Here is a 25,185-nt window from a genome sequence, read left to right on the forward strand (position 1 = left end):
CCTCTCAACGTCATTCGGGCAGCCGGAGTTCCAGGTCCTCCCGGCGCACCACACCTTCTCGGGTGACCACGGTCAGCAGGTCGGCGACCGGTCCGTGCCCGGGCACCTCCGCGGAGCCGTCCACGTCCAGCCACGGCGCCAGCACGAAGGCGCGCTCGTGGGCGCGCGGGTGCGGCAGGGTGAGCAGGGGGTCGTCGGACACGCGGCCCTCGTAGGTGACGATGTCCACGTCGAGCGTCCGGGCCGCCCAGCGGTCGGTGCGCGTCCGGTGGAACGCCTCCTCGACCGCCTGCGCCCGCTCCAGCAGGGCGGACGGCGGCAGGGTGGTCTTCAGGACGACGACCGCGTTCAGGTAGTTCGGCTGGCTGCCCGGCTCGACGCCCCAGGGGGCCGTCTCGTAGACGGGGGAGACCGCCTTGATGCGGATGCCCGGGGTGTCCTCGAGCGCGTCCACGGCGCCCTGCAGGTTCTCCATCCGGTTCCCGAGGTTGGATCCGACCGACAGGACGGCCCACCGGGGGTTGGAGAGCGTGGAGTCCGCGGCGTCCACCGTCTCGACGACGGACACCGGTACCGGCTGGACCGTGGGGTCGGGCGCCCCGGGGAAACGCGAGGGGGTCATGCACGGCTCCGGTTGATGGTGACGGTCACGTCGTCGAACGGCACGGTCACGGGCGCGCCCGGCTTGTGGACGCACACCTCGACCTCCTGGACCAGGTCGTTGGCGAGGCAGGTGCCGGCGATGCGCTCGGCGAGCGTCTCGATCAGGTCGACCGGCTCGCCCTCGACGACCGCGACGACCTCCTCGGCGAGGATGCCGTAGTGGACCGTCTTGGTCAGGTCGTCGTCGGCGGCGGCGGGACGGGTGTCGAGCCCGAGTACGACGTCCACGACGAAGGTCTGGCCCGTCTCGCGCTCCTCGGGGAACACGCCGTGGTGGCCGAAGCCCTTGAGGCCGCGAAGCGCGACACGATCCACAACGATCACTCCTGCAGTCATGGGGGGAAAGGCTGGTTCCGCGCCGGGTGCGCGAGGGCGCCCACTTCACCGAATCTACCCGTGGGCGGCGACGTTCCTCCTCGTCGGGGGGCCAAGGACCAGCCGGAGACGGCCTCTACCCCGTGCCGTGCGACCTCAACCGCAGGTGGCGGAGTCACACCGGAATGTCGGGTTCCTCCGGCTCCTCGTCGTCGTCGGACTCGGTGAGGACCGGGGAGGCGTGGTGGGACCACAGCTTCCAGCCGGCGGGGGTGCGGCGGAACACGTTGGTCGCCACCACCAGCTGCCCGACCAGCGGGCCCGGGTCGTCGCCCGTCTCCGGGGGCGGGCCGCCGCTGAGGATGTTCTCGGTGCAGGTGACCACCGCCGTGTCGCCGGTGACCGACACGTGCACGTCGGTCAGGAAGAACTGGATGTAGTCCGTGTTCGCCATGATCAGGGCGTACGACCGCAGCACCTCGCCGCGGCCGGTGAGGGCCGGCCAGCCGGGGTGGACGCAGGAGATCACCCCGGTCTCCGCCGGGTCGTGGTACGTCTCGTCGACGCCGAGGTCGGCGGGGGAGAGCCAGAGGGCGGAGACCTCGTCGAAGTCGCCCCGCTCGATCGCCTCGTAGAAGGCGGTGTTGGCGAGCTCGACCTGCTCCACGTCGGTGTGCGCGGTGCTCATACGATCAACCGGCCCTCTCGACGGCGGCGGCGACGCGCACCGCGTCGGCCGAGGCCCGCACCTCGTGGACGCGCACGGCCCAGGCCCCGTGCCGGGCGGCGAGCATCGAGACGGCGGCGGTGGCGGCGTCGCGCTCCCGGGCGGGCGGCGGGGTCCCGTCGGCGCCCGCCAGCACCTGACCCAGGAAACGCTTGCGGGAGGCGGCGACCAGGACGGGCCGGCCCAGTCCGAAGAGCCGGTCCAGGTGGGCGAGCAGGGCGAGGTCGTCGTCGGCTCCCTTGGAGAAGCCGAGTCCGGGGTCGACCACGATCCGCTCGGGGTCGATGCCGCCCGCCACGGCGGCGTCCACCCGGGCGCCGATCTCGTCGACGACCTCACGGACCACGTCGGTGTAGCGGCCGGGGATGTTGGCGCCCTCCAGCAGGCCGCGCCAGTGCATCACCACGAAGGGCGCGCCCGCGGCGGCGACCGTGGGGATCATCGCCGGGTCGGCGAGGCCGGCGCTGACGTCGTTGACCATGAGCGCGCCCGCGGCCAGCGCCCGCTCCGCGACCGAGGCGCGCATCGTGTCGACCGAGACGACGACCCCTTCCGAGGCCAGACCCTGGACGACCGGGACCACCCGGCGCAGTTCCTCGTCCTCGTCGACGCGGGTGGCTCCCGGGCGGGTGGACTCGCCGCCGACGTCGACCAGGTCGGCGCCCTGCGAGGCCAGGTCCAGGCCGCGCTTGATCGCCGCGGTGGTGTCGAACCACCGGCCGCCGTCGGAGAAGGAGTCCGGGGTCACGTTGACCACGCCCATGACCGCGCAGCGGTCCCACGCCGGAAGGCCCGCCACGTGGCCGCGTACGCACTTCTCGCTCATGCGACCAGCCTAGGCGTCCGGGGAGGACCCCGCCGACCCCGGGCAAGCGTCCCCGGGCCGGGCCCCCGGAGGCGCAAATGGGGATGGGCGGCGGGCTCTCCACCGAATTGATCAAGAAACGGGAATGTCCGGACGGAAAGCGGGCGCCGATTTTGCCTTCCCGAGCTTCTTCGACCGCCTACGCGCGGTAAGTTTCTGGCCATGCCACGAGGACGTCATCGCCATTCCCCGCCTCTGCACAGGCTCCTGCCTCCGTCGGCGTTCGCTGCTGTCTCCGTGGTCTGTGCCGTGGTCCCGTGGTTCGTCGTCGAACCGCTGCTGCTGAGGCTGACGACCGCGGTCGCCGCGGGGGTCGGCGTGGCCGCGGCGGTGACCCTCCGTCGCTGGGACGCGGCCGCCGGTCTGAACGTCGCCGAGCTGAAGCGGGCGAAGGCCGGCGCCGAGTGGCAGCACGAGGAGCGCGTGGCCGAGCTGGAGGCGGACCTCGAGGAGGGCCGGGAGCTCCGGCTCAAGCTGGAGCAGCGGCTGCGGTCCAAGCGGGCCGAACTCGCGGCACTGCGCAACGAGCACGCGGCGCTGCTGCGGCGGTACGCCACGGCGGAGACGGAGCGGGCCAGCGCGCTCGAGGGCAGGCGCCGGCTGGAGATCGAGGCGGCGGCCCCGGTGCGGGAGCTGCCCCCGGTGCGGGAGGCCCCGGCGCTCGGTCCCGCCCCGGCACCGGAGCCGGTGCGGCCCTTCTCGGCGGAGGGCGGGACGCTGTTCCGCCAGGCGCAGCGGGCGCTGGAGGCGGTGGAACGGCGCGCGGCCGAGGGCGTGGTCCTGGCCGAGGACGCCGCCTTGGCCGAGGACGCCGCTGTGGCTGCGGAGGACGCCGCCGTGGCCGAGGACGCCGTCCTGGAGGAGGCCGAGCGGGCGGAGGACCTGGAGTTCGTCGGGGCCGGGGCCGGGGCCGCGGCGGACGGTGCCGGTGCCGGTGTCGGTGTCGGCGTCGGGGGTGCGATCGGCGCCGAGGGCGAGGTCGCGGAGGACGTTGCGGCCGGCCCGGGTGCCGTGGAGCTCGGCCTGGACGGTGCGGAGGAGCTCGGCGGCGCCCGGGCGGCTGCCGACGGTGAGCCCGCGGGGGCCTCGGGGCCCCTGGAAGCCGTGGGTTCCGGCGCCGGGGACGTCACGGGTGGTACGGACGGGGGCTGGGAGGGCGAGCAGGCCCTCGGGACGGGCCCGGTGCACGTCGGGACGCCCGCCGACCCGTACGCGGGTGTGGGTGCCGCCGCTGTCGCGGACGCCCCGGAGGTCGGACACCCCGCGGACGCCGAGGGCGGTGCGGACGCCGGGGACCACGGCCGGCAGGCGCCGGGTGAGCCGGGCGACGCCCAGGCCACCGGCGCGGCGCCGGCCACGTCGGCCCGTCCCGCGGGCGGGCACTTCACCGTGCCCACCGCCGTCGCCGTCGTCCCCGCGACCCCCGCCGCGCGCCGTCCGGCGACCGAGGGGGGCTTCGACTTCTTCGGCACCCAGCGGACGGACCGTGCGGAGGACCACCTCCCGCAGGACCTCACCCCCGCCCCCGCCCCCTCGCCGGCGCCTCTTCCCCGGCCCGCGGTCCCGCAGCCTCCGCTCGCGCGGCCGTACATGGAGCAGGCGCCGCCGCCCGCCCCCGCGCAGCCGGTGATCGCGTCCTCGCAGCGGGCCGACGTCGGCCGGGTGATCGACGTCGACGCGCAGGACGACGACCTGCACGCGGCCTCCTGACCCGCCGGGCGCGCGGTGCCGGAGAGGACCGGACGGCGGGCGCGCGGTGGCCGCCTGGTGGCCGCCCGCCCCGGGGCCGTCCGGGCCCGCCCGCTGCCGGCCCGGCCGCCCCGTTGCCGCCCTGCCCCGTCGCCGTGCCCTCGCGGTAGGCCAGACTGAAGCCATGACGTCCACGACGCAGACCACGGTCGGCATCGGCGCCGCCGCCGAGACCACCGACATGGTGCTCAACATCGGCCCCCAGCACCCCTCCACGCACGGGGTACTGCGCCTGCGCCTGGTGCTGGACGGGGAGCGGATCACCGGTGCCGAGCCGGTGATCGGGTACATGCACCGCGGCGCGGAGAAGCTCTTCGAGGCCCGCGACTACCGGCAGATCATCATGCTGGCGAACCGTCACGACTGGCTCTCGGCGTTCTCCAACGAGCTGGGTGTGGTGATCGCGGTCGAGCGGATGCTCGGCATGGAGGTCCCGGACCGGGCGGTGTGGATCCGCACCCTGCTCGCCGAGCTCAACCGGGTGCTGAACCACCTGATGTTCCTCGGCTCCTATCCGCTGGAACTCGGCGGCATCACCCCGATGTTCTACGCCTTCCGCGAGCGCGAGGACCTCCAGCGCGTCATGGAGGAGGTCTCCGGCGGGCGCATCCACTACATGTTCAACCGGGTCGGCGGCCTCAAGGAGGACCTGCCCCTCGGCTGGACGGACCGGGTCCGCTCCGTGATCGCTGCCGCGCGGTCCCGGATGGACGTCTTCGACGACCTGGTGCTGGGCAACGAGATCTTCCGCGGCCGAACCCGCGGGGTGGGGGTGCTGAGCGCGGAGGCGGTGCACGCCTACGGGGTGAGCGGGCCGATCGCCCGCGCCTCCGGGGTCGACTTCGACCTGCGCCGCGACGAGCCGTACCTGGCGTACGGGGAGCTCGGCGACGTGCTGAAGGTGGTCACCCGTCAGGAGGGGGACTGCCTGGCCCGCTTCGAGTGCCTGCTGGAGCAGACCCACAACTCGCTCGCCCTGGCCGACGCCTGCCTGGACCGGCTGGCCGAGCTGCCGCCGGGGCCGGTCAACCAGCGGCTGCCGAAGGTGCTGAAGGCGCCGGAGGGCCACACCTACGCCTGGACCGAGAACCCGCTCGGCCTCAACGGCTACTACCTGGTCTCGCGCGGGGAGAAGACGCCGTACCGGCTGAAGCTGCGGTCGGCGTCGTACAACAACATCCAGGCGCTCGCCGAGCTGCTGCCGGGCACGCTGGTGGCCGACATGGTGGCGATCCTCGGCTCGCTCTTCTTCGTGGTCGGGGACATCGACAAGTAGTCGACGAGTAATCGACACGTAGTCGACGAGTAGCGGCACCGGTCCCGCGGGCCGGGCCGCTGCGCCCGCGTCAGCAGGCCGAGGGGTCCAGGAGACCGGCCCGCCGCTCCAGGAGACCGACCGGCTGGAGCAGCCAGGTGAAGTCCCCCAGCCCGCCGCTGGCGGTGAGTTCCGCGGCCTCGGACGCCGAGGCCAGCGCGCGGAGGTATCCGGCCGGGTCGGTGGAAGCCGTCGCCAGCGCCGGCCGGGCCCCGGTGACGCCCAGGGCCCGCAGCGCCTCCCGCTGGGAGAGCAGACGGCCGCCGGGCAGCAGGCAGGAGTCCAGGGCCACGTGGGCGGTGAGGTCGCGGCTGCCGTCCGGGACGGGCGCGACCTCGCGGCCCTCGAGGAAGCCGGTGAGCGTGCCGAACGGAGGGCGGGCGCCGACCGTGTGGGCGTAGTCCACGGCCACCGCGAGGCCTTGGTCCAGGGAGGCGACCGCGTCCGCCCACGCCCGGTCGCGGGGCAGGCCGATCTCGGCGCGCAGCCCCTCCTCGGGCGCCAGGGGCCACCAGTGCTCCAGCCAGGCGGCGTCCTCGCCGGCGACCGGCTCCCCGAGGACCTCGGTGCCGTCCGGGCGCACCAGGACCCGGCGCGGCACGCCGTCCTCGTCGGTCGCCGCCACGTCGACCGGCACGTTGTCCAGCCACTCGTTGGCGAACAGCAGCCCGCGCACGCCCCGCGGCGGGACGTCCAGCCACTCGATCCCCTCCCGGAGATCCGCGGGGCGGTCCGCCACCTCCACGGCGTACACCCGGGTCCGGGCGGCCACCTCGGGCGGCAGCGCGGCCAACACCCCGGCGGCCAGCTCGCCCCGGCCGGCGGCCATGTCCACGAAGGCCAGGCCGTCGGGGCGGCCCAGTGCCTCGTCCACCCGGCACAGCAGCCGGGCGACGGCGGCGGCGAAGAGCGGGGAGGCGTGCACCGAGGTGCGGAAGTGGCCCGCGGGGCCCTCGGATCGCCGGTAGAAGCCGCCGGGGCCGTACAGCGCCTGCTGGGCGGCCTCCCGCCATCCGCGCGCGTCGTCCGTCCGCCGTTCCGCCTCGTCCACGCCGCAAGGCTAGGGGGCGGAGGGCTTCCCGGCCGAGCGGGTCCCCCTGCGGGCGTACGTCCGGCCTGCGGGGATCGGCCGCCCGGCTGACTCCCGCAGCCCTCTGACATCCCTACCCTGTATGGGTGCAGCGCCTCTACGCATTCTTCCGCTCCCACCAGCCCTGGGTGGACGGCTTCTGGGCGGTCCTGCTCGTCCTGGTGTCGGTGACCATGGCGGCCGTCGGTCCCGAGGGCGCGCCCTGGGACCGGTCGGCGACGGTGCCGCTGACGCTGGCCATGGGTGTGGCGATGGCCCTGCGCCGCCGGATGCCGGAGCGGATGCTGATGCTCGCCACCGCGGCCGGTGGCGTCCAGCTGCTGGTCGGCGTGCCCGTGTTCCCGGCCGACTTCGCCCTGCTGCTGGTGATCTACTCCGTCGCCGTGTCCGGGAGCGTCCGGGCCTCCCGGGTGGCCCTGGCCGTGGCCCTTCTGGTGGCGCCGCTGGTGCAGCTGCGTTGGCCGGAGGAGCGGTCCACCCTGCTGGGCAACCTGGTGATCATGGTCTTCCAGACCGTGCCCCTGGCCTTCGCCTGGCTGCTCGGCGACGCGCGGCGCACCCGCAGCGCCTACTTCGCGCAACTGGAGGAGCGGGCCGCCCGGCTGGAGCGCGAGCGGGAGAGCCAGGCCAAGATCGCGGTCGCCGCCGAGCGCGCCCGGATAGCCCGCGAACTGCACGACGTGGTGGCGCACAACGTGTCGGTGATGGTGGTCCAGGCCGACGGCGCCGCCTACGTGATGGACACCGCCCCCGACCAGGCGAAGAAGGCCCTGGAGACCATCTCGGTCACCGGCCGGCAGGCGCTGGCGGAGATGCGGCGCCTGCTGGGCGTGCTGCGCACCGGCGAGCAGCCGGAGAGCGGCGAGTACGTGCCGCAGCCGGACGTGGCGCAGATAGAGGAACTGGTCGAGCAGTGCCGGGGCGCGGGCCTGACCGTCGACTTCAAGGTCGAGGGCAGCCCCCGCCCGCTGCCCAGCGGCGTGGAGCTCACCGCCTACCGGATCGTGCAGGAGGCGCTGACCAACGTCCGCAAGCACGCGGGCCCGGACGCCGGTGCCGGGGTGCGGCTGGTCTACTTCGATGACGGGCTCGGCCTGCTGGTCGAGGACGACGGCCGGGGCGCGCCGCCCGAACTGTGCGCCGCGGGCGGCGCGGACGGCCACGGTCAGGGGCTGATCGGCATGCGGGAGCGCGTCGGCATGGTCGGCGGAACCCTCGACGCCGGACCGCTGCCCGGCGGCGGCTTCCGCATCAGCGCGCTGCTGCCCCTCAGACCCGCGCTCTGACCCCCGCCCGCCGCCCGGCGACAGCACCGCGCCCGGCGACCCTTTGCCTGCCGGCACGGCGCCTGACAGCACAGCGCACCCGCACCCGCCCCCGACACGGCCCCCGCCCCTGACACCGCACCCGCCCCCGACACCGAACCCGAGGAACCGATGACGATCCGCGTGATGCTCGTCGACGACCAGGCACTGCTGCGCACCGGTTTCCGGATGGTGCTGGACGCCCAGCCCGACATGGAGGTCGTCGCCGAGGCCGGTGACGGCGAGGAGGCGCTCCGGACGCTGGCCACGGCACGGCCGGACGTGGTGCTGATGGACGTGCGGATGCCGCGCATGGACGGCGTGGAGGCCACCCGGCGGGTCTGCGCGGAACCCGGCGCGCCCAAGGTCCTGATCCTGACGACCTTCGACCTCGACGAGTACGCGTTCTCCGCGCTGCGCGCCGGGGCCAGCGGCTTCATGCTGAAGGACGTCCCGCCCGGCGACCTGCTGGCCGCCATCCGCGCCGTGCACAGCGGAGACGCGGTGGTCGCCCCGTCCACCACGCGGCGGCTGCTGGACCGGTTCGCGCCCATGCTGCCGGGCGCCCCGGACGAACGGTCGCGGGCCCGCGACGAGGAACTGGCCCGGCTCACCGCGCGGGAGCGGGAGGTGATGGTGCTGGTCGCCCAGGGGCTGTCCAACGGCGAGATCGCCGCCCGGCTGGTGCTGTCGGAGGCCACCGTGAAGACGCACGTGGGGCGCATCCTCACCAAACTCGGGCTGCGCGACCGGGTCCAGGTGGTGGTCCTCGCCTACGAGACGGGCCTGGTCCGGGCCGGCGGACTCGGCTGACGCGGGACCGCCGACGACCCCGCGGCGGGGCCCCCGCCCGGACCCGGGGCCCGCGGATTGCCCCGACCGGGCCCGCGCGGGCCGTGCGGCCACTAGATTCTGCGCATGCTCCTGTGGATCAACGGCCCCTTCGGGGGCGGCAAGACACAGACCGCGCACGAGATACACCGACGGCTGCCCGGGAGCGTGATCTGCGACCCGGAGCACCTCGGCTTCGGCCTGCGCCGGATGATGCCGCCCGATCTGCGCGGCGACTTCCAGGACCTGGCCTCGTGGCGGCAGGGCGTGGTGGAGGTGCTCGACCTCGCACTGACCCGCCACGAGGGCGTGGTGATCGCCCCGATGACGGTGACGGATCCCGAGTACTTCGCCCAGACCGTCGGACGGCTCGGCGAACTCGGACACGACGTACGGCACTTCACCCTCCTCGCACAACGGGAGACCGTGCTGCGGCGACTGCGCGAACGCGGCCTCGGACGACTGCTGGGGCACATTGCGGGACGGCGCAAGCTGCGCCGCTCCGAGAGCTGGGCCGTCGAGCGGCTCGACGCGACGCTGGAGCGGCTCAAGGAGCCCGAGTTCGCCGAGCACCTGTGGACGGACGACTTCACCGTCCCGAAGACCGCGGACCGGATCGCCGTGCTGGCCGGGCTCACGCTGCGCCCCAACCGGGGCGGAGCGCTCGTCGACCGCTACCGGCGGGCCCGGGTCGGCCTGCGGCACATCCGCTTCGACTGACCGGTCGCCCGACCGCCCCGCGGCGCCCGCCCCCTCGGCGCCAGACCCCCGTGGCCCATCCGCCCCGGCGTCCGGCGCCCGGCGAGGCGGCTCGCGGCCGAGCGGTCTCCCGGTCCGCGGGCCCACCGGCCAGCCGGTCAGTCAGTCGGTCGGCCGGTCAGCCGGTCGCCCGGTCAGGCGCCCCGCGCGAGCAGCCGCGCCGCGAAGTCCCGGGCCGCCTCCCGTATCTCCTCGGCGGGCCACTCCAGCCCCGCGGAGTCGACCGTCGTCTCGTGGTAGCTGATGCCGGGACCCTGGGCCGTCCAGTCGGCCACGAACAGCAGCGCACCCGTCTCCTCGGCCTGGGCGATCGCCGTCTCCTCCAGCACCTCGGGCGAGTACGGCAGCCACACCCGGAACTGGTGGGTGTGCGGCGGCTCGGGACTCACCCGCGCCCACGGCAGCCCGCCCTCGGCCAGCCCTTCGGACAGCGCCGCGGCCACCACCTTGGCGTGCGCCACGTACTCCGGCAGGCGCGGCAGCTCCCGCTCCAGCCCGAGCAGCGCCGACAGCGCCGCCGGGAACTGCTGGAAGACCTGCCCGCCGTACCGGTGCCGCCAGACCCGGGCCTCCTCGATTAGTGAGGCCGGACCGGCCAGCACGGCGCCCGAGAGGCCGTTCAGCGACTTGTAGAACGAGACGTACACCGAGTCCGCCAGGCCCGCGATCTCGTCCAGCGACCGGCCGAGGTGCACCGTCGACTCCCACAGGCGGGCGCCGTCGAGGTGCACGACCGCGTCCAGCTCGCGGGCCGCCCGCACGGTGGCCGTCAGCTCCTCCCAGGTGGGCAGCACGAAACCGGCGTCCCGCAGCGGCAGCTCCAGCATCAGCGCGCCGAACGGCTCACCGAGCCCGTGTATCTCCTCCGGCGTCGGCAGCCGGGGCTCGTCCGTCAGCCGCAGCGACCGCAGGCCGCTGACCTCGGCGAACGCGTTCCGCTCGTGCAGTTCGGGATGGGCCAGCGGATGCAGCGCCACCGCGCGGTTCCCCGTCCGCCCGGCCCAGCAGCGCAGCGCGACCTGCTGCGCCATGGTCCCCGAGGGGAAGAAGGCCGCCGCCTCCTTGCCCAGCAGACCGGCCACCCGGTGTTCGAGGGTCCCCACCACGCCGCTGCCGTAGATGTCCGAGGGCTCGTCCAGGTCGTGGACCGCAGCCGCCTCCTTCACCAGGTCCTCCAGCCGCTCGCGCAGCGTCGACCGGAAGCCGGGCCGGGTCAGCGTCCGCACGGGTCTCCGGAGCAGCTCCAGCCGCCGGGCGTGCCGCGTCGGAAGGTCGTTCGCACTGTCGTTCATGGGAGGGATCATGCCTCCGATCCACGTTCGGTGCGGGAGCCTGTGGAAAACCTCCGCGCGTCCGGCTGCGAGTCCACCGCAGGGCTCACCGCAGAACTCACCGTCGGGCACCGGCGGGCGGAAGGCGGATACAGCCTGTGGACAACCGGTCGCCGCCGAAGGGATCGCGTTAACATGACGAGAAATCGTCCGGTACCCGGAGCGGACTGGAACGGGAAGGCCCTCGTCGCGTGACCCAGCATTCGCAGCACCCCCAGTACTCCCCTCCCCCCGACCCCAGGGACCGCCCCGCGCGGCTCGCCGTCGGCGTCGTGGGCGCCGGCCGTGTGGGCCCGGCGCTGGCGGCCTCGCTGCAGCTCGCCGGGCACCGCCCGGTGGCCGTCTCCGGGGTCTCCGACGCGTCCCGGCGCCGCGCCGCCGAGCTGCTTCCCGGCGTCCCGGTGGTCACGCCCGCAGAGGTGCTGGCCCGCTCCGAGCTCGTCCTGCTCACCGTCCCCGACGACGTTCTGCCCGGCCTCGTCCAGGGGCTCGCCGACACCGGCGCCATCCGGCCCGGGCGGCTGGTGGCGCACACCTCGGGCCGGTACGGCGTCGGGGTCCTGGAACCCGCCCTGCGGGCCGGCGCCCTGCCGCTCGCCCTGCACCCGGCGATGACCTTCACCGGCACCGCGGTGGACGTGCAGCGCCTGGCCGGCTGCTCCTTCGGCGTCACCGCACCCGAGGAGCTCCGGCTGGCCGCCGAGGCGCTGGTGGTGGAGATGGGCGGCGAACCCGAGTGGATCGAGGAGCGCCACCGGCCGCTGTACCACGCGGCCCTGGCCCTGGGCTCCAACCACCTGGTCACCCTGGTCGCCCAGGCGATGGAGCTGCTGGGCGCGGCCGGGGTGGGCGCCCCCGACCGGATGCTCGGCCCCCTGCTGGGCGCCGCCCTGGACAACGCGCTGCGCTCCGGCGACGCGGCCCTCACCGGCCCGGTCTCCCGCGGCGACGCGGGCACGGTAGCCGCGCACATCGACCAGCTGCGCCGGCACGCCCCGCGGATGCTGCCCGGCTACCTGGCGATGGCCCGGGCCACCGCCGACCGCGCCCTGGCCGGGGGACTGCTCAGGCCGGAACTCGCCGAGGACCTCCTCGGGGTACTCGGCGAGGACGGCACGGACCGCACCGACGGCCCGCGGGGAACCGACGGGACCACCGGCGACGACGGGGAGGACACCCGATGAACCAGGCCGGCAAGCCCGAGCTGCTGCACACCGCCGCCGAGCTGGCGACCCGCCCCCGCACCGGCCGCCGTGCCGTCGTGATGACCATGGGCGCCCTCCACGAGGGTCACGCCACCCTGATCCGCACGGCCCGCCGCGCGGCCGGGCCGCAGGGCGAGGTGGTGGTCACCGTCTTCGTCAACCCGCTGCAGTTCGGAGCGGGCGAGGACCTGGACCGCTACCCGCGCACCCTCGACTCCGACCTGCGGATCGCGGCGGCCGCCGGCGCCGACGTGGTGTTCGCCCCGTCGGCCGACGAGGTCTACCCGGGCGGCGAACCGCAGGTCAGGATCACCGCCGGGCCCATGGGCGCCCGCCTGGAGGGGGCGTCCCGCCCCGGTCACTTCGACGGCATGCTCACCGTCGTCGGCAAGCTGCTCCACCTCACCCGCCCCGACGTCGCGTTCTACGGACAGAAGGACGCCCAGCAGCTCGCCCTGATCCGCCGGATGGTGCGCGACCTGAACTTCGGCGTGGAGATCGTCGCCGTCCCCACCGTCCGCGAGGACGACGGGCTGGCCCTCTCCAGCCGCAACCGCTACCTCTCCGCCGACGAGAGGCGCACCGCGCTGGCCCTGTCCGGCGCCCTGTTCGCGGGCCGGGACCGTCTCGCCGCGCTGGAGGCCCTGCGGGCCCGCGCCCAGGAGGTTCCCTCCACCGAGGCGCGCGCCGCCGCGCTGGAACGGCTCGGCGAGTCCCGTGAGGCCGCCGACGCTCACGCGCTGGCCGCCGCCGGGGGCCGGACGTCCGGCCCCGCCGCCGTCCGGGAGGCCGCCCGCCTGGTGCTCGACGAGGCAGCCAAGGCGGAGCCGCCGCTGGTCCTGGACTACCTGGCGCTGGTCGACCCGGCGGACTTCACCGAGGTTCCCGACGCGTACACCGGCGAGGCCGTCCTGGCCGTGGCCGCCAGGGTCGGCTCCACCCGGCTGATCGACAACCTGCCGCTCGCCTTCGCCGCCGGCGAGGCCCCCGAGTCCGGCCCGGAAGACGGAGACGACCTGTGACCCGCACCGGCATACGCCTGCCCGCCCCCGCCCCGGGCTGGTCCATCGACGCCGACGTGGTCGTCGTCGGCTCCGGCGTGGCCGGACTGACCGCCGCCCTGCGCTGCGAGGCGGCCGGGCTGCGCACCGTCGTCGTCACCAAGGCGCGCCTGGACGCCGGGTCCACCCGCTGGGCCCAGGGCGGCATAGCCGCGGCCCTCGGTGAGGGCGACACCCCCGGACAGCACCTCGACGACACCCTCGTCGCGGGCGCGGGCCTCTGCGACGAGGAGGCCGTGCGCCTGCTGGTCACCGAGGGCCCCGCTGCGGTGCGCCGGCTGATCTCCACCGGAGCCCGCTTCGACACCGACGAGGCCGGGGAGATCGAGCTGACCCGCGAGGGCGGCCACCACCGCCGCCGGATCGCCCACGCGGGCGGTGACGCCACCGGGGCCGAGATATCCCGCGCCCTGGTCGAGGCGGTCCAGGCGCGCGGGCTGCGCACCATCGAGCACGCCCTGGTCCTCGACCTGCTCACCGACGCCGAGGGCCGCACCGCCGGGGTCACCCTGCACGTGATGGGCGAGGGCGCGCACGACGGTGTCGGCGCCGTCCACGCCCCCGCCGTGGTCCTCGCCACCGGCGGCATGGGCCAGGTGTTCTCCGCGACCACCAACCCGTCGGTCTCCACCGGCGACGGCGTGGCCCTCGCCCTGCGGGCCGGGGCCGAGGTGAGCGACCTGGAGTTCGTCCAGTTCCACCCGACGGTCCTCTTCCTCGGCGCCGACGCCGAGGGCCAGCAGCCGTTGGTCTCCGAGGCGGTCCGCGGCGAGGGAGCCCACCTGGTCGACGCGGACGGCGTGCGGTTCATGGTCGGGCAGCACGAGCTCGCGGAGCTCGCGCCGCGGGACATCGTGGCCAAGGGCATCATGCGCCGGATGCGCGAGCAGGGCGCCCAGCACATGTACCTGGACGCCCGCCACTTCGGCGCGGAGATGTGGGAGCACCGGTTCCCCACCATCCTCGCCGCCTGCCGGGCGCACGGCATCGACCCGGTCAACGAGCCGATCCCGGTCGCCCCGGCCGCCCACTACGCCTCCGGCGGAGTACGCACCGACGCGTCGGGCCGCACCACCGTCCCCGGCCTCTACGCCTGCGGCGAGGTCGCCTGCACCGGCGTCCACGGCGCCAACCGGCTCGCGTCCAACTCGCTGCTGGAGGGACTGGTCTACGCCGAACGGATCGCCGCCGACATCGCCGCCAGCGCCCGCAGCGCCGACGGGGCCGACGTTCCCGACGTCGACGACGCCCACGACCCCGACGACCCCGCCGACCGGTCCCACCACGGCGAGCCCCGCTCCGGCGCCCCGGCCGGCGCCCGCGCCCCGGCCCCCGTGGCCGAGGACGCTCCCACCCAGCCCCTGCCCGCCTCCGAGGACCGCTCCGCGATCCAGCGCGTGATGACGGAGGGCGCCGGCGTCCTGCGCTCCGCCGACTCCCTGCGGAGGGCGGCCGAGGACCTGGCCGAGCTGCACGCCGCCGCGGCCGAGGGCCGCGGCAAGACGCCGGTGCCGGGCACCGAGACCTGGGAGACGGCCAACCTCCTCCTGGTCGCCCGGGTCCTCGTCGAGGCGGCCCGCCGCCGGGAGGAGACCCGCGGCTGCCACTGGCGCGAGGACCGGCCGGACCGGGACGACGAACGGTGGCGCCGCCACCTGGTCGTCCGCCTCGGCGAGGGCCGTACGCTCGCCGTGCACACCACCGAAGGACCGGGCTTCGCACCGGTCACCACCCCCTCCACAGGAGCAGTGAAGAAGTGAGTTCCTCCGACCTCCCCCTCGCCGACGGCGGCGGCTGCGGCGACGGCTGCGCCTGCGGTGCCGGCGACGACCACGAGTTCGACGCCTACGAGTGCGGACTCGACCCCGCCCTCGCCGAGCTGCTGACCGAGGCCGGTCTGGACCCGGCCGAGGTCGAGGACATCGCCACCATGGCGGTCGCCGAGGACCTCGACGGCGGCGTGGACGTCACCACCTGGGCCACCATCCCCGAGGAGGCCGTCGCCACCGCCGACTTCACCGCCCGCGAGGCCGGTGTGGTGGCCGGACTGCGGATCGCCGAGGCGGTCATCTCGGTGGTCGCCTCCGACGAGTTCGAGGTCGAGCGGCACGCCGAGGACGGCGACCGGGTGGAGGCCGGGCAGAAGCTGCTCTCGGTCACCACGCGCACGCGCGACCTGCTGACGGCGGAGCGCAGCGCGCTCAACCTCCTGTGCCGCCTGTCCGGCATCGCCACCGCCACCCGCGCCTGGGCCGACGTCCTCGAGGGCACCGGAGCGACCGTCCGCGACACCCGCAAGACCACGCCCGGCCTGCGCTCCCTGGAGAAGTACGCGGTGCGCTGCGGCGGCGGCGCCAACCACCGGATGTCGCTCTCCGACGCCGCGCTGGTGAAGGACAACCACGTGGTCGCCGCCGGTGGTGTGGCCGCGGCGTTCCGCGCGGTCCGCGAGCGGTTCCCCGAGCTGCCCGTCGAGGTCGAGGTCGACACCGTGGACCAGCTCCGCGAGGTGCTGGACGCGGGCGCCGACCTGATCCTGCTGGACAACTTCACCCCCGCCGAGTGCGCGGAGGCGGTCGCGCTCACCGCGGGACGGGCCAAGCTGGAGGCCTCCGGCCGGCTCACCCTGGAGAACGCCAAGGTGTACGCCGACGCCGGCGTGGACCACCTGGCGGTGGGCGCGCTGACGCACTCCTCGCCGATCCTGGACATCGGCCTGGACCTGCGGGACGCCACCGGCGCCGCGCAGAACGAGACGGAGTAGGGGCGCGGGCCATGCTGCTGACGATCGACGTGGGCAACACGCACACCGTGCTGGGGCTGTTCGACGGTTCCGAGATCATCGAGCACTGGCGCATCTCCACCGACCCGCGCCGCACCGCCGACGAGCTGGCCGTGCTGATGCAGGGCCTGATGGGGGCGCATCCGCTGCTCGGCGGTGAGCTCGGCGAGGGCATCGACGGCATCGCGATCTGCGCGACCGTCCCGTCCGTGCTGCACGAACTGCGCGAGGTGACCCGCCGCTACTACGGCGACGTGCCCGCGGTGATCGTCGAGCCGGGCGTGAAGACGGGCGTGCCGATCCTCACGGACAACCCCAAGGAGGTCGGCGCGGACCGCATCATCAACGCGGTCGCCGCCGCCGAGCTCTACGGCGGGCCGGCCATCGTCGTCGACTTCGGCACCGCCACCACCTTCGACGCGGTCAGCGAGAAGGGCCAGTACATCGGCGGGGTGATCGCGCCGGGCATCGAGATCTCCGTGGAGGCGCTGGGCGTCAAGGGCGCGCAGCTCCGCAAGATCGAGGTGGCCCGCCCCAGGAGCGTGATCGGGCGGAACACCGTCGAGGCGATGCAGTCCGGCATCGTCTACGGCTTCGCCGGGCAGGTCGACGGCGTCGTCGAACGCATGGCGCGCGAGCTGGCCGAGGACCCCGACGACGTGACGGTGATCGCCACGGGCGGACTGGCGCCGATGGTGCTGGGGGAGTCCACGGTGATCGACGAGCACGAGCCCTGGCTCACGCTGATAGGGCTGCGCCTGGTCTACGAACGCAACGTCGGCCGCACCTGACCCCGGCACCCGCCGGGCCACCGGCCGCACCCGCCGACCCGTAGGCCGCACCCCCCGGCCCGCAGGCGGCACCCCCGGGCCCGCAGATCGCGCCCCGCCGGCCCGCAGGCGGCATCCGTAGGCCCGCACCCGCGGGCTCGCACCCGCGGGCCGGCCCCCACCCGCGCCCCGGTTCCGTCCCACGGAGCCGGGGCGCCGGCGTGTCCGCGAACTCCAGGGCCCCCGCTCCCGCCCCCGCCCGCGACCGCGCCGGTCGGTCCGGTCACGGGCCCACCCCCCGGTCGGACGCGTCCCGACGGCACGCCGATGGAAATATGTCCATGATTGTCTGATTGGCGCGTATGGTCGCGCCATGCCCACGCCCTACGGATCCCGCGGCATGGCGTTCGGCCCGCAAGAGCTGCGCGTGCTCCGCCGTGCCCTCGCCCTCGCCCTTCACCCCCGCCCCGCCTCCCCCCGGGAGGTCCAGGACTGCCTGCGGCTCGCCGACGCGGTCGACGAGGTGACGCGGGAGGCGGCCCGGCAGCGCGCCTTCCTCCTGGCCGACCTGGTCCGCTACCGCGCCGCGCTGCCGGGCAGCGTCACCGGGTACCTCGGTCTCCTGCGGGAGGCCCTGGACGCCGGCCACCACCCGGAACAGGCCGACCTGGCCGCCCTCCGGGCCCTGCGCGGCAATCTCGTCGCCGCCGCGCTGCTGCGGCGCTGCGAGGCGCTCGCCGGGCGGACCGCTCCCGTCGCCGTGCCGGGGCCCGTCCTGCCCGCGCAGGGTTCGCAACCGGCGACCGCCGCCCGCCCGGAACTGGTCCCGGTGCCGGCCACCGCGACCGTTCCCCCCGTGCGGCGCCCGTTCCCGCAGGACCTCGAGCCCTGCGGGCCGGCCGGGCGGGCGGTGCCCGCCGCCCGCATGCGCCTGCTGGCCCTGCCGGGCGGCCTGAGCGCGGAGGGCGACCAGGAGGACCCGGCGGAACGCCCGGAACCGTCCCCCTCCGGGCCCCGGCAGCCCGACCGCCCCGCCCCGGAGCGCCCGATCCCCACCCCCGGTGAGGTCTTCCCGCGCCGGAAGCCGGCCGCCTCGCCGCCCTCACCGCCGGACGAGCCCTCGCAGGGGCGGCTGGCCGCGGGATGAGAGAGGGGGGTGGCTACCCTGGAGCCATGGACTACGTCTCCGCGCTTCTGCCTCCGTTCGTGATGGCCGCCCTCTTCATCGGGGTCATCAGGGTGATCATCAAGACCCAGGGCGGGGTCAACAAGGCCAAGGAGGACGCCGCGGTCGACGCGGCCCTGGCCAAGGCCCAGGCCACCCCCCGGACCGAAGGGTCCTGACGCCCCGCACTTCCCGCGCCTGTTACCGGGCGTACCGGGGCTAACGTTCCTCCCATGCCGAAACCCTTGGGAGAACTCGAAGACGCGGTCATGAGCCGGATCTGGAAGTGGAACCGGCCCGTGACCGTTCGGGAAGTCCTGGAAGATCTGCAGAACGACCGGTCCATCGCCTACACCACGGTGATGACCGTTCTCGACAATCTCCAGCGCAAGGGCTGGGTACGCCGCCACGCCGAAGGCCGGGCGTATCGATATGAGGCCGTATCCAGCCGCGCCGCCTACTCCGCCGCGCTGATGAACGACGCCTGGTCCCGGAGCGACAATCCGACCGCCGCTCTGGTGGCGTTCTTCGGGATGATGAACGAGGCCCAGCGCGGCATGGTCCGTGACGCACTTCGCATCGCGCACGGCCCCGACGCCGCCCCGGACGCGGAGAACACCCCCGAGTCGGCGGACGACGCCTCCGGGGGATAACGTCCGGACATGTCAGTGGAGCCTTCCGAAGCCAGCACCAAAGCTTTCACCGTCCGCAGGGCCAGGACCGGCGACGTTCCGGCTCTTCGCCGACTCCTCGACTCGTACACCCGTGACGGCAGGCTGCTCGACAAAGCGACCGTCACGCTTTACGAGGACATCCAGGAGTTCTGGGTCGCGGAACGCGACGACAACGCGGAGGTCGTCGGGTGCGGCGCGCTCCACGTGATGTGGGAGGACCTCGCCGAAGTGCGGACCCTCGCGGTGAACCCGGTGCTGAAGGGCGCCGGCGTCGGCCACCAGTTGCTGCAGAAGCTGCTCCAGACCGCCCGCTGGCTCGGTGTGCGCCGCGTTTTCTGTCTCACCTTCGAAGTCGAGTTCTTCGGCAGGCACGGCTTCGTGGAGATCGGTGAGACCCCGGTGGACACCGATGTCTACGCGGAGCTGCTGCGTTCCTATGACGAGGGCGTCGCGGAGTTCCTCGGACTCGAACGGGTGAAACCGAACACCTTGGGCAACAGCCGGATGCTTCTGCATCTGTGATCTTCTCCGGTTGCCTCCGCCGGTCTTCTCCACGCCTTCACGGTGTGAGGTATTCCGGGTCCTCCCCACTTCATCGGTTCCCTATGTCCGGATCGGGCGGGTTTTCGGTCGCGTTCGCGAGCGGGGCCTCTCCCGGGGGTTTGTGTTTTTCGGGCAAAAGCGGTTTGCTTTCCGGCGTACTGCAGTACTGCATATAACAAGGGACGGCGAAACGGCTCCGCCCGGAGCCGCCCCAGGGTTATCGATGAAAGGAATAGCGGTGGCACAGAAGGTTCAGGTCCTTCTTGTCGACGACCTCGACGGCGGCGAGGCGGACGAGACGGTGACGTTCGCGCTGGACGGCAAGACGTACGAGATCGACCTCACGACCGCCAACGCGGACAAGCTGCGCGACCTGCTCGAGCCCTACGTGAAGAGCGGGCGCCGCACCGGCGGTCGCGCCTCCGGCGGCCGGACGAAGACGCGCGCGGCGGCCGGCAGCAGCCAGGAGACGGCACAGATCCGCGCCTGGGCCAAGGAGCAGGGTCTCGACGTCAACGACCGCGGCCGGGTTCCGGCGAAGATCCGCGAGGCGTACGAGAAGGCCAACGGCTGACACACCTGTTGACGGCCGGGCGTCGGCCGGATGCCGGAGAGCCGCCCCGTGCGGCTCTCTGCCGTTCCGCGTGGCTCTCCGCCGTTCCGGTGCGCGTCCCTTCCCGGTCCCTTCCCGGTCTCCTCCCGTCTCTTCCCGACCCCTTCCGGTCCCTCTCGTGCGGCCCCCGCCCTTCCTCACGGATTGTTCACACCGGGCGCGTTTCGAACGCGCTGGGTAACCGGAACGGGGGCGCGCGAGTCGGCGGAGCGGCGCAAGGTTGTTCGCCCGTAGCGGAGGCGACCGGGCCGCGCCGCATGGACCGCCGGTCGATGCGGGTAAGACATCCCTAGTGGGAGGGGGCGACACGCAGGATCAGGCGGCCTTCCGTTCGCCATCGGCGTACTGGTGGAGGACGTAAGTGCCTGGCCTGCGGGAACATCGTCTCGCACCATCGGGTTGGAGCAGATGTCGGCGTTCCGGGTCAGGAGGCCAAGGACGGTGTCGGCAGTTGGAATGAGCGGTCCCCGCTTGCGGGACTAAGCTGCGGAAGGACAGGAAGGGGACAGCCCCCTTACTGCCTGACCGCTCTGAGGAGCGATTAACGATGTTCGAGAGGTTCACCGACCGCGCGCGGCGGGTTGTCGTCCTGGCTCAGGAAGAAGCCCGGATGCTCAACCACAACTACATCGGCACCGAGCACATCCTCCTGGGCCTGATCCACGAGGGTGAGGGTGTCGCCGCTAAGGCCCTGGAGAGCCTCGGGATTTCGCTCGAGGCGGTCCGCCAGCAGGTGGAGGAGATCATCGGCCAGGGCCAGCAGGCCCCGTCCGGCCACATCCCCTTCACCCCCCGTGCCAAGAAGGTCCTGGAGCTGTCGCTCCGCGAGGCCCTTCAGCTGGGCCACAACTACATCGGCACGGAGCACATCCTGCTCGGCCTGATCCGCGAGGGCGAGGGCGTCGCCGCCCAGGTCCTGGTCAAGCTGGGCGCAGACCTCAACCGTGTCCGCCAGCAGGTCATCCAGCTGCTGTCGGGCTACTCGGGGAGCAAGGAGGCCGCCACCGCCGGCGGTCCCGCCGAGGGCACCCCCTCGACCTCCCTGGTCCTCGACCAGTTCGGCCGAAACCTCACCCAGGCCGCTCGTGAGTCCAAGCTCGACCCGGTCATCGGGCGCGAGAAGGAGATCGAGCGGGTCATGCAGGTGCTGTCCCGCCGGACCAAGAACAACCCGGTGCTGATCGGTGAGCCCGGCGTCGGCAAGACCGCCGTCGTCGAGGGCCTCGCCCAGGCCATCGTCAAGGGCGAGGTGCCCGAGACCCTCAAGGACAAGCACCTCTACACCCTGGACCTCGGCGCCCTGGTCGCCGGCTCCCGCTACCGCGGTGACTTCGAGGAGCGCCTGAAGAAGGTGCTCAAGGAGATCCGTACCCGCGGCGACATCATCCTGTTCATCGACGAGCTGCACACGCTCGTGGGTGCGGGCGCCGCCGAGGGCGCGATCGACGCTGCCAGCATCCTCAAGCCGATGCTGGCCCGCGGTGAGCTCCAGACGATCGGCGCCACCACGCTCGACGAGTACCGCAAGCACCTGGAGAAGGACGCCGCCCTCGAGCGCCGCTTCCAGCCCATCCAGGTCGCGGAGCCGTCGCTGCCGCACACCATCGAGATCCTCAAGGGTCTGCGCGACCGGTACGAGGCGCACCACCGTGTGTCCATCACCGACGAGGCGCTGGTCCAGGCCGCCACCCTGGCCGACCGGTACATCTCGGACCGCTTCCTGCCGGACAAGGCGATCGACCTGATCGACGAGGCCGGTTCCCGGATGCGCATCCGCCGGATGACCGCGCCGCCGGACCTCCGCGAATTCGACGAGAAGATCGCCGGCGTCCGTCGCGACAAGGAGTCCGCGATCGACTCGCAGGACTTCGAGAAGGCCGCCTCCCTGCGCGACAAGGAGAAGCAGCTCCTCGCCGCGAAGGCCAAGCGCGAGAAGGAGTGGAAGGCCGGCGACATGGACGTCGTCGCCGAGGTCGACGGCGACCTGATCGCCGAGGTCCTCGCCACGGCGACGGGCATCCCGGTCTTCAAGCTGACCGAGGAGGAGTCCAGCCGCCTGCTCCGCATGGAGGACGAGCTCCACAAGCGGGTCATCGGCCAGAACGACGCCGTCAAGGCGCTCTCGAAGGCGATCCGCCGTACCCGTGCCGGTCTGAAGGACCCGAAGCGTCCCGGTGGCTCGTTCATCTTCGCCGGTCCGTCCGGTGTCGGTAAGACCGAGCTGTCCAAGGCACTCGCCGAGTTCCTCTTCGGAGACGAGGACGCGCTGATCTCCCTCGACATGTCGGAGTTCAGCGAGAAGCACACGGTCTCGCGTCTCTTCGGTTCGCCCCCCGGCTACGTGGGCTACGAGGAGGGCGGCCAGCTGACCGAGAAGGTCCGCCGCAAGCCGTTCTCCGTGGTCCTCTTCGACGAGGTCGAGAAGGCGCACCCGGACATCTTCAACTCGCTGCTGCAGATCCTGGAGGACGGTCGCCTGACCGACTCCCAGGGCCGGGTCGTGGACTTCAAGAACACGGTCATCATCATGACGACCAACCTCGGCACCCGGGACATCTCCAAGGGCTTCAACCTGGGCTTCGCCGCCCAGGGCGACACGAAGACCAACTACGAGCGCATGAAGAACAAGGTCTCGGACGAGCTCAAGCAGCACTTCCGCCCCGAGTTCCTCAACCGCGTCGACGACGTGGTGGTCTTCCCGCAGCTCACGCAGGCGGACATCCTGCGGATCGTCGACCTGATGATCAGCAAGGTGGACGAGCGCCTGAAGGACCGGGACATGGGCCTGGAGCTCTCCCAGTCCGCCAAGGAGCTGCTGTCCAAGAAGGGCTACGACCCCGTCCTGGGCGCCCGGCCGCTGCGCCGGACCATCCAGCGCGAGGTCGAGGACACGCTCTCGGAGAAGATCCTCTTCGGCGAGCTGCGTCCGGGCCACATCGTGGTCGTCGACACGGAGGGCGAGGGCGAGGACCAGACCTTCACCTTCCGGGGCGAGGAGAAGGCCGCGCTGCCGGACGTCCCGCCGGTCGAGCAGGCCGCGGGCGGCGGTCCCAACCTGAGCAAGGACGCGTAACACCCGAGTGACCCGAAGGGGCCGGAGCGGAGAAATCCGCTCCGGCCCCTTCGGCGTGTCCGCGGAACGGGAAACGGGGCACGGGACAGCACGGGGCACGGGGCACTGGGCACGGGGCACGGGGGCATGGGGCCCGGCCCGGTACCCGCCGCGACCGCCTCCCAACTGCTGTGCCCGGGGCCACACTTAGCGGGCCGCGGCGGGGCTCCCCCGGTGAGGTGGCGCACGCGACCCAGGTCACCTACGAAGCCCGGTAGGAGGCCGGGTGCGGCTCTCGGGCCCAGATCGGCGCGACTGGACGGCTTTCCCACCAGCGCAGAGTCCGGTTAGTACGAAAAGCGAACTTTGAGGGCTTTTGTCATTCTGTGCACGGTGTACTACCAGGCGTCGTAGATCACACCTTTGTCAGGGATGCCCTGGGCGGGTTACCAAGGAGTGGCCGCAGGGCGAGACCGGTTCCCGCTCAGGCAGGAGACCAGAACTCCCGCGGCGATCCCGTCCCCGAACAAAGGGTTCTCCATGTTCAAGCACGTCACGCTCCGCACCGCCGGCACGACCACCTTCCGCACCCGCGCCGCGGTCGTCACCGCCGGCCTCGGGGCCTCGGTCGTCCTCGGTACCGGAGTCGCGACTGCTGCCGGCGCCACCGCCGGCGCCCCGGCGGCCGGTACCGTCACCGCCGCCACGCAGGCGAGCACCAAGGCCCCCAAGGGCAACGCCTGGGTCGACCCGGTGCAGAAGTACAAGCTGAGCGCCAGCTACGCCCAGAACGGCGGCATGTGGGCGTCGAAGCACTCCGGCCAGGACTTCGCCGTCCCGACCGGCACCAAGGTCTTCGCGGTCCACGAGGGCACCGTGGTCAAGGCCGGCGGCTGGGGCGCCGGTGACGGCCCGGCCTACGGCAACGCCGTCGTCGTCAAGCACGACAACGGCACCTACTCGCAGTACGCGCACCTCTCCAAGGTGCAGGTCTCGGTCGGCGAGAAGGTGAAGACGGGCGAGCAGATCGCCCTGTCCGGCAACACCGGCAACTCCAGCGGTCCTCACCTGCACTTCGAGATCCGCACCACCGCCAACTACGGCTCGGCCGTCGACCCGGCCAAGTTCCTCGCCTCCAAGGGCGTCAAGATCTGACGACCCCGGTGACGCGCGGCGGCGCGACGGACCGAACCATGCGGAAGGCCCCCGGCAGCACGGCTGCCGGGGGCCCTTCGCGTTCTCCGGGGCGCCGTCGCGCCGACCGTCGGCGTGGCTCGGCGCGACGACCGTCAGCCCGGCAGGCGGTACAGGCCCTCGTCCAGCGGCTCCACCAGACCGTCCGCGACCAGGCCGTCCAGGGCGCGGGCCCGCTGCACCGGCTCGTCCCACACCGCGTCCAGCGCCGCCTGCGGGACCGGCCCCTCAGCCGCACGCAGCACCGCGAGGAGCTTGCCGCGCACCTGCCGGTCCGTGCCCGCGTAGGTCTGGCCGCGCCGCGGCGGGCCGTCGTGCTCCGGCTTGCCGGCCTGCCGCCAGGCGCAGCGGGACGCGACCGGGCAGTGGTGACAGCTCTCGTTCCGCGCGGTGCAGACCAGTGCGCCCAGTTCCATGGAGGCGGCCGCCCACCGGGCGGCCGTGCCCTCGTCGGAGGGGAGCAGCGAGACGGCCAGCCGGCGCTCCGCCGCCGTGGTGGCGGTCGGCGGGTACTGGACGCCGGTCACCGCGCGGGCCAGAACCCGGCGGACGTTGGTGTCCAGCACCGCGTGACGCCGCCCGAAGGCGAACGAGGCGACGGCGGCGGCCGTGTACTCACCGACTCCGGGCAGCGCCAGCAGTTGGTCGTGGTCGTCGGGGACCTCGCCGCCGTGCCGCTCGGTGATGGCGACGGCAGCGCCGTGCAGGCGCAGGGCGCGGCGCGGGTAGCCGAGGCGGCCCCAGGCCCGCACCGCCTCCCCCGGCGCCTCGGCGGCCAGGTCTGCGGGGCGGGGCCAGCGGGCCAGCCACTGCTCGTACACCGGCAGCACCCGGGCGACCGGGGTCTGCTGGAGCATGAACTCGCTGACCATCACGCCCCAGGCACCGGCCTCGGGGCGGCGCCAGGGAAGGTCGCGGGCGTTCGCCTCGAACCAGGCGATGACGGGGGTGTGCAGGGGGGCGGCGTCGGTGCTCGGGGCGGCCTGCGGCGCGGTGTCGCGCGCGGCGGCCGGCCCGGTGTTCATGGGTGCGGTCATGGCGTCATCGATCCTGCCACGACCGGGACGTCACCCGATGTGCGCAACCGGTCACCCGTAGGTTGCAGTCCAGGGTGCGGAACCGGGATGCCGGGATGATGATCCGGAAAAGTTGTCGTCCGCACGGCGGGTGCCGCCTT

The 25,185-nt window shown here is 73.5% G+C and carries 24 protein-coding genes; 17 read left to right on the forward strand and 7 right to left on the reverse strand.

The genetic code is table 11. From position 1 onward, the window contains the following. Positions 1–10 precede the first annotated feature (10 nt). The 4 genes from folK to folP form a co-directional block, all read right to left on the reverse strand. Positions 11–622 carry a 2-amino-4-hydroxy-6-hydroxymethyldihydropteridine diphosphokinase gene (gene folK, locus ACWD3O_RS02490; RefSeq protein ID WP_451414612.1) on the reverse strand — a complete coding sequence of 204 codons (612 nt, stop codon included), beginning with the start codon at positions 620–622 and terminating at the stop codon, positions 11–13. Then, complete coding sequence (gene folB / locus ACWD3O_RS02495) at positions 619–978, reverse strand: dihydroneopterin aldolase (protein ID WP_451409742.1); 360 nt, start codon at positions 976–978, stop codon at positions 619–621. Before folB ends, folK begins: the two co-directional genes overlap by 4 nt. 175 nt (positions 979–1,153) lie before the next feature. Next, positions 1,154–1,666 carry a nuclear transport factor 2 family protein gene (locus ACWD3O_RS02500; protein ID WP_451409743.1) on the reverse strand — a complete coding sequence of 171 codons (513 nt, stop codon included), beginning with the start codon at positions 1,664–1,666 and terminating at the stop codon, positions 1,154–1,156. A gap of 4 nt (positions 1,667–1,670) precedes the next feature. After that, positions 1,671–2,531, reverse strand: coding sequence for a dihydropteroate synthase (folP, locus tag ACWD3O_RS02505; RefSeq protein ID WP_451414613.1), 861 nt, complete (start codon positions 2,529–2,531; stop codon positions 1,671–1,673). 276 nt (positions 2,532–2,807) lie between these two features. Here folP and ACWD3O_RS02510 point away from each other — a divergent pair, with 276 nt between their 5' ends. Beyond that, positions 2,808–4,280 (forward strand): hypothetical protein, encoded by a 1,473-nt coding sequence (locus tag ACWD3O_RS02510; protein ID WP_451414614.1) that lies wholly within the window; start codon positions 2,808–2,810, stop codon positions 4,278–4,280. 163 nt (positions 4,281–4,443) lie between these two features. Then, positions 4,444–5,595 (forward strand): NADH-quinone oxidoreductase subunit D, encoded by a 1,152-nt coding sequence (locus ACWD3O_RS02515; protein ID WP_451409746.1) that lies wholly within the window; start codon positions 4,444–4,446, stop codon positions 5,593–5,595. 70 nt (positions 5,596–5,665) lie between these two features. On the opposite strand, the gene ACWD3O_RS02520 is transcribed toward ACWD3O_RS02515, so the two are convergent. After that, complete coding sequence (locus ACWD3O_RS02520; RefSeq protein ID WP_451414615.1) at positions 5,666–6,685, reverse strand: SAM-dependent methyltransferase; 1,020 nt, start codon at positions 6,683–6,685, stop codon at positions 5,666–5,668. Between the two features lie 125 nt (positions 6,686–6,810). Between ACWD3O_RS02520 and ACWD3O_RS02525 the strand changes: the two genes are divergently transcribed. The 3 genes from ACWD3O_RS02525 (at position 6,811) to ACWD3O_RS02535 (ending at position 9,579) form a co-directional block, all read left to right on the forward strand. After that, on the forward strand, positions 6,811–8,010 hold the full coding sequence (locus ACWD3O_RS02525) for a DUF7134 domain-containing protein (protein WP_451414616.1): 1,200 nt from the start codon (positions 6,811–6,813) through the stop codon (positions 8,008–8,010). A 150-nt stretch (positions 8,011–8,160) separates the two neighbouring features. Next, on the forward strand, positions 8,161–8,841 hold the full coding sequence (locus ACWD3O_RS02530; RefSeq protein WP_451409749.1) for a response regulator: 681 nt from the start codon (positions 8,161–8,163) through the stop codon (positions 8,839–8,841). A 105-nt stretch (positions 8,842–8,946) separates the two neighbouring features. Continuing rightward, on the forward strand, positions 8,947–9,579 hold the full coding sequence (locus ACWD3O_RS02535; protein ID WP_451414617.1) for an AAA family ATPase: 633 nt from the start codon (positions 8,947–8,949) through the stop codon (positions 9,577–9,579). Positions 9,580–9,752: 173 nt separating this feature from the next. Here ACWD3O_RS02535 and ACWD3O_RS02540 read toward each other — a convergent pair whose 3' ends face one another. Next, positions 9,753–10,910: a threonine aldolase family protein gene (locus ACWD3O_RS02540; protein ID WP_451414618.1), complete on the reverse strand. Its 1,158-nt coding sequence runs from the start codon at positions 10,908–10,910 to the stop codon at positions 9,753–9,755. A gap of 230 nt (positions 10,911–11,140) precedes the next feature. Here ACWD3O_RS02540 and ACWD3O_RS02545 point away from each other — a divergent pair, with 230 nt between their 5' ends. The 12 genes from ACWD3O_RS02545 (at position 11,141) to ACWD3O_RS02600 (ending at position 23,969) form a co-directional block, all read left to right on the forward strand. Next, complete coding sequence (locus tag ACWD3O_RS02545; RefSeq protein WP_451409752.1) at positions 11,141–12,133, forward strand: Rossmann-like and DUF2520 domain-containing protein; 993 nt, start codon at positions 11,141–11,143, stop codon at positions 12,131–12,133. After that, positions 12,130–13,176, forward strand: a complete 1,047-nt coding sequence (gene panC / locus ACWD3O_RS02550) for a pantoate--beta-alanine ligase (protein ID WP_451414619.1) — start codon at positions 12,130–12,132, stop codon at positions 13,174–13,176. The genes ACWD3O_RS02545 and panC overlap by 4 nt, the downstream gene beginning before the upstream one ends. Next, positions 13,173–14,975, forward strand: coding sequence for an L-aspartate oxidase (locus tag ACWD3O_RS02555; RefSeq protein WP_451414620.1), 1,803 nt, complete (start codon positions 13,173–13,175; stop codon positions 14,973–14,975). Before panC ends, ACWD3O_RS02555 begins: the two co-directional genes overlap by 4 nt. After that, positions 14,972–15,979 (forward strand): carboxylating nicotinate-nucleotide diphosphorylase, encoded by a 1,008-nt coding sequence (gene nadC / locus ACWD3O_RS02560; protein WP_451409755.1) that lies wholly within the window; start codon positions 14,972–14,974, stop codon positions 15,977–15,979. Before ACWD3O_RS02555 ends, nadC begins: the two co-directional genes overlap by 4 nt. A gap of 11 nt (positions 15,980–15,990) precedes the next feature. Further along, positions 15,991–16,788 (forward strand): type III pantothenate kinase, encoded by a 798-nt coding sequence (locus tag ACWD3O_RS02565; protein WP_451409756.1) that lies wholly within the window; start codon positions 15,991–15,993, stop codon positions 16,786–16,788. Positions 16,789–17,140: 352 nt separating this feature from the next. Beyond that, positions 17,141–17,914 (forward strand): hypothetical protein, encoded by a 774-nt coding sequence (locus tag ACWD3O_RS02570; protein ID WP_451409757.1) that lies wholly within the window; start codon positions 17,141–17,143, stop codon positions 17,912–17,914. A 26-nt stretch (positions 17,915–17,940) separates the two neighbouring features. Continuing rightward, the gene (locus tag ACWD3O_RS02575; protein WP_451409758.1) at positions 17,941–18,111 is read left to right on the forward strand and encodes a hypothetical protein; all 171 of its coding nucleotides are present in this window, start codon (positions 17,941–17,943) and stop codon (positions 18,109–18,111) included. Between the two features lie 54 nt (positions 18,112–18,165). Beyond that, positions 18,166–18,585, forward strand: a complete 420-nt coding sequence (locus ACWD3O_RS02580; protein ID WP_451409759.1) for a BlaI/MecI/CopY family transcriptional regulator — start codon at positions 18,166–18,168, stop codon at positions 18,583–18,585. Between the two features lie 9 nt (positions 18,586–18,594). Further along, positions 18,595–19,128 carry an amino-acid N-acetyltransferase gene (locus ACWD3O_RS02585; protein WP_451414621.1) on the forward strand — a complete coding sequence of 178 codons (534 nt, stop codon included), beginning with the start codon at positions 18,595–18,597 and terminating at the stop codon, positions 19,126–19,128. Between the two features lie 259 nt (positions 19,129–19,387). Continuing rightward, a complete protein-coding gene (locus ACWD3O_RS02590) occupies positions 19,388–19,723 on the forward strand; it encodes a histone-like nucleoid-structuring protein Lsr2 (RefSeq protein WP_451409761.1) in 336 nt (111 codons plus the stop codon). Between the two features lie 586 nt (positions 19,724–20,309). Next, complete coding sequence (locus tag ACWD3O_RS02595) at positions 20,310–22,835, forward strand: ATP-dependent Clp protease ATP-binding subunit (protein ID WP_451409762.1); 2,526 nt, start codon at positions 20,310–20,312, stop codon at positions 22,833–22,835. A gap of 519 nt (positions 22,836–23,354) precedes the next feature. Beyond that, complete coding sequence (locus tag ACWD3O_RS02600; protein ID WP_451409763.1) at positions 23,355–23,969, forward strand: M23 family metallopeptidase; 615 nt, start codon at positions 23,355–23,357, stop codon at positions 23,967–23,969. A 134-nt stretch (positions 23,970–24,103) separates the two neighbouring features. On the opposite strand, the gene ACWD3O_RS02605 is transcribed toward ACWD3O_RS02600, so the two are convergent. Continuing rightward, on the reverse strand, positions 24,104–25,045 hold the full coding sequence (locus tag ACWD3O_RS02605) for an A/G-specific adenine glycosylase (RefSeq protein ID WP_451414622.1): 942 nt from the start codon (positions 25,043–25,045) through the stop codon (positions 24,104–24,106). Between the last annotated feature and the right edge of the window lie 140 nt (positions 25,046–25,185).

Source organism: Streptomyces sp. NPDC002640 (assembly GCF_053592575.1).

Bases quoted from the DNA above. Each gene is read 5' to 3' on its own strand.
- folK (WP_451414612.1), bottom strand. From the start codon at position 622: ATGACCCCCTCGCGTTTCCCCGGGGCGCCCGACCCCACGGTCCAGCCG.
- ACWD3O_RS02500 (WP_451409743.1), bottom strand. From the start codon at position 1,666: ATGAGCACCGCGCACACCGACGTGGAGCAGGTCGAGCTCGCCAACACC.
- folP (WP_451414613.1), bottom strand. From the start codon at position 2,531: ATGAGCGAGAAGTGCGTACGCGGCCACGTGGCGGGCCTTCCGGCGTGG.
- ACWD3O_RS02515 (WP_451409746.1), top strand. From the start codon at position 4,444: ATGACGTCCACGACGCAGACCACGGTCGGCATCGGCGCCGCCGCCGAG.
- ACWD3O_RS02530 (WP_451409749.1), top strand. From the start codon at position 8,161: ATGACGATCCGCGTGATGCTCGTCGACGACCAGGCACTGCTGCGCACC.
- ACWD3O_RS02535 (WP_451414617.1), top strand. From the start codon at position 8,947: ATGCTCCTGTGGATCAACGGCCCCTTCGGGGGCGGCAAGACACAGACC.
- ACWD3O_RS02540 (WP_451414618.1), bottom strand. From the start codon at position 10,910: ATGAACGACAGTGCGAACGACCTTCCGACGCGGCACGCCCGGCGGCTG.
- panC (WP_451414619.1), top strand. From the start codon at position 12,130: ATGAACCAGGCCGGCAAGCCCGAGCTGCTGCACACCGCCGCCGAGCTG.
- ACWD3O_RS02565 (WP_451409756.1), top strand. From the start codon at position 15,991: ATGCTGCTGACGATCGACGTGGGCAACACGCACACCGTGCTGGGGCTG.
- ACWD3O_RS02570 (WP_451409757.1), top strand. From the start codon at position 17,141: ATGCCCACGCCCTACGGATCCCGCGGCATGGCGTTCGGCCCGCAAGAG.
- ACWD3O_RS02575 (WP_451409758.1), top strand. From the start codon at position 17,941: ATGGACTACGTCTCCGCGCTTCTGCCTCCGTTCGTGATGGCCGCCCTC.
- ACWD3O_RS02580 (WP_451409759.1), top strand. From the start codon at position 18,166: ATGCCGAAACCCTTGGGAGAACTCGAAGACGCGGTCATGAGCCGGATC.
- ACWD3O_RS02585 (WP_451414621.1), top strand. From the start codon at position 18,595: ATGTCAGTGGAGCCTTCCGAAGCCAGCACCAAAGCTTTCACCGTCCGC.
- ACWD3O_RS02595 (WP_451409762.1), top strand. From the start codon at position 20,310: ATGTTCGAGAGGTTCACCGACCGCGCGCGGCGGGTTGTCGTCCTGGCT.
- ACWD3O_RS02600 (WP_451409763.1), top strand. From the start codon at position 23,355: ATGTTCAAGCACGTCACGCTCCGCACCGCCGGCACGACCACCTTCCGC.
- ACWD3O_RS02605 (WP_451414622.1), bottom strand. From the start codon at position 25,045: ATGACCGCACCCATGAACACCGGGCCGGCCGCCGCGCGCGACACCGCG.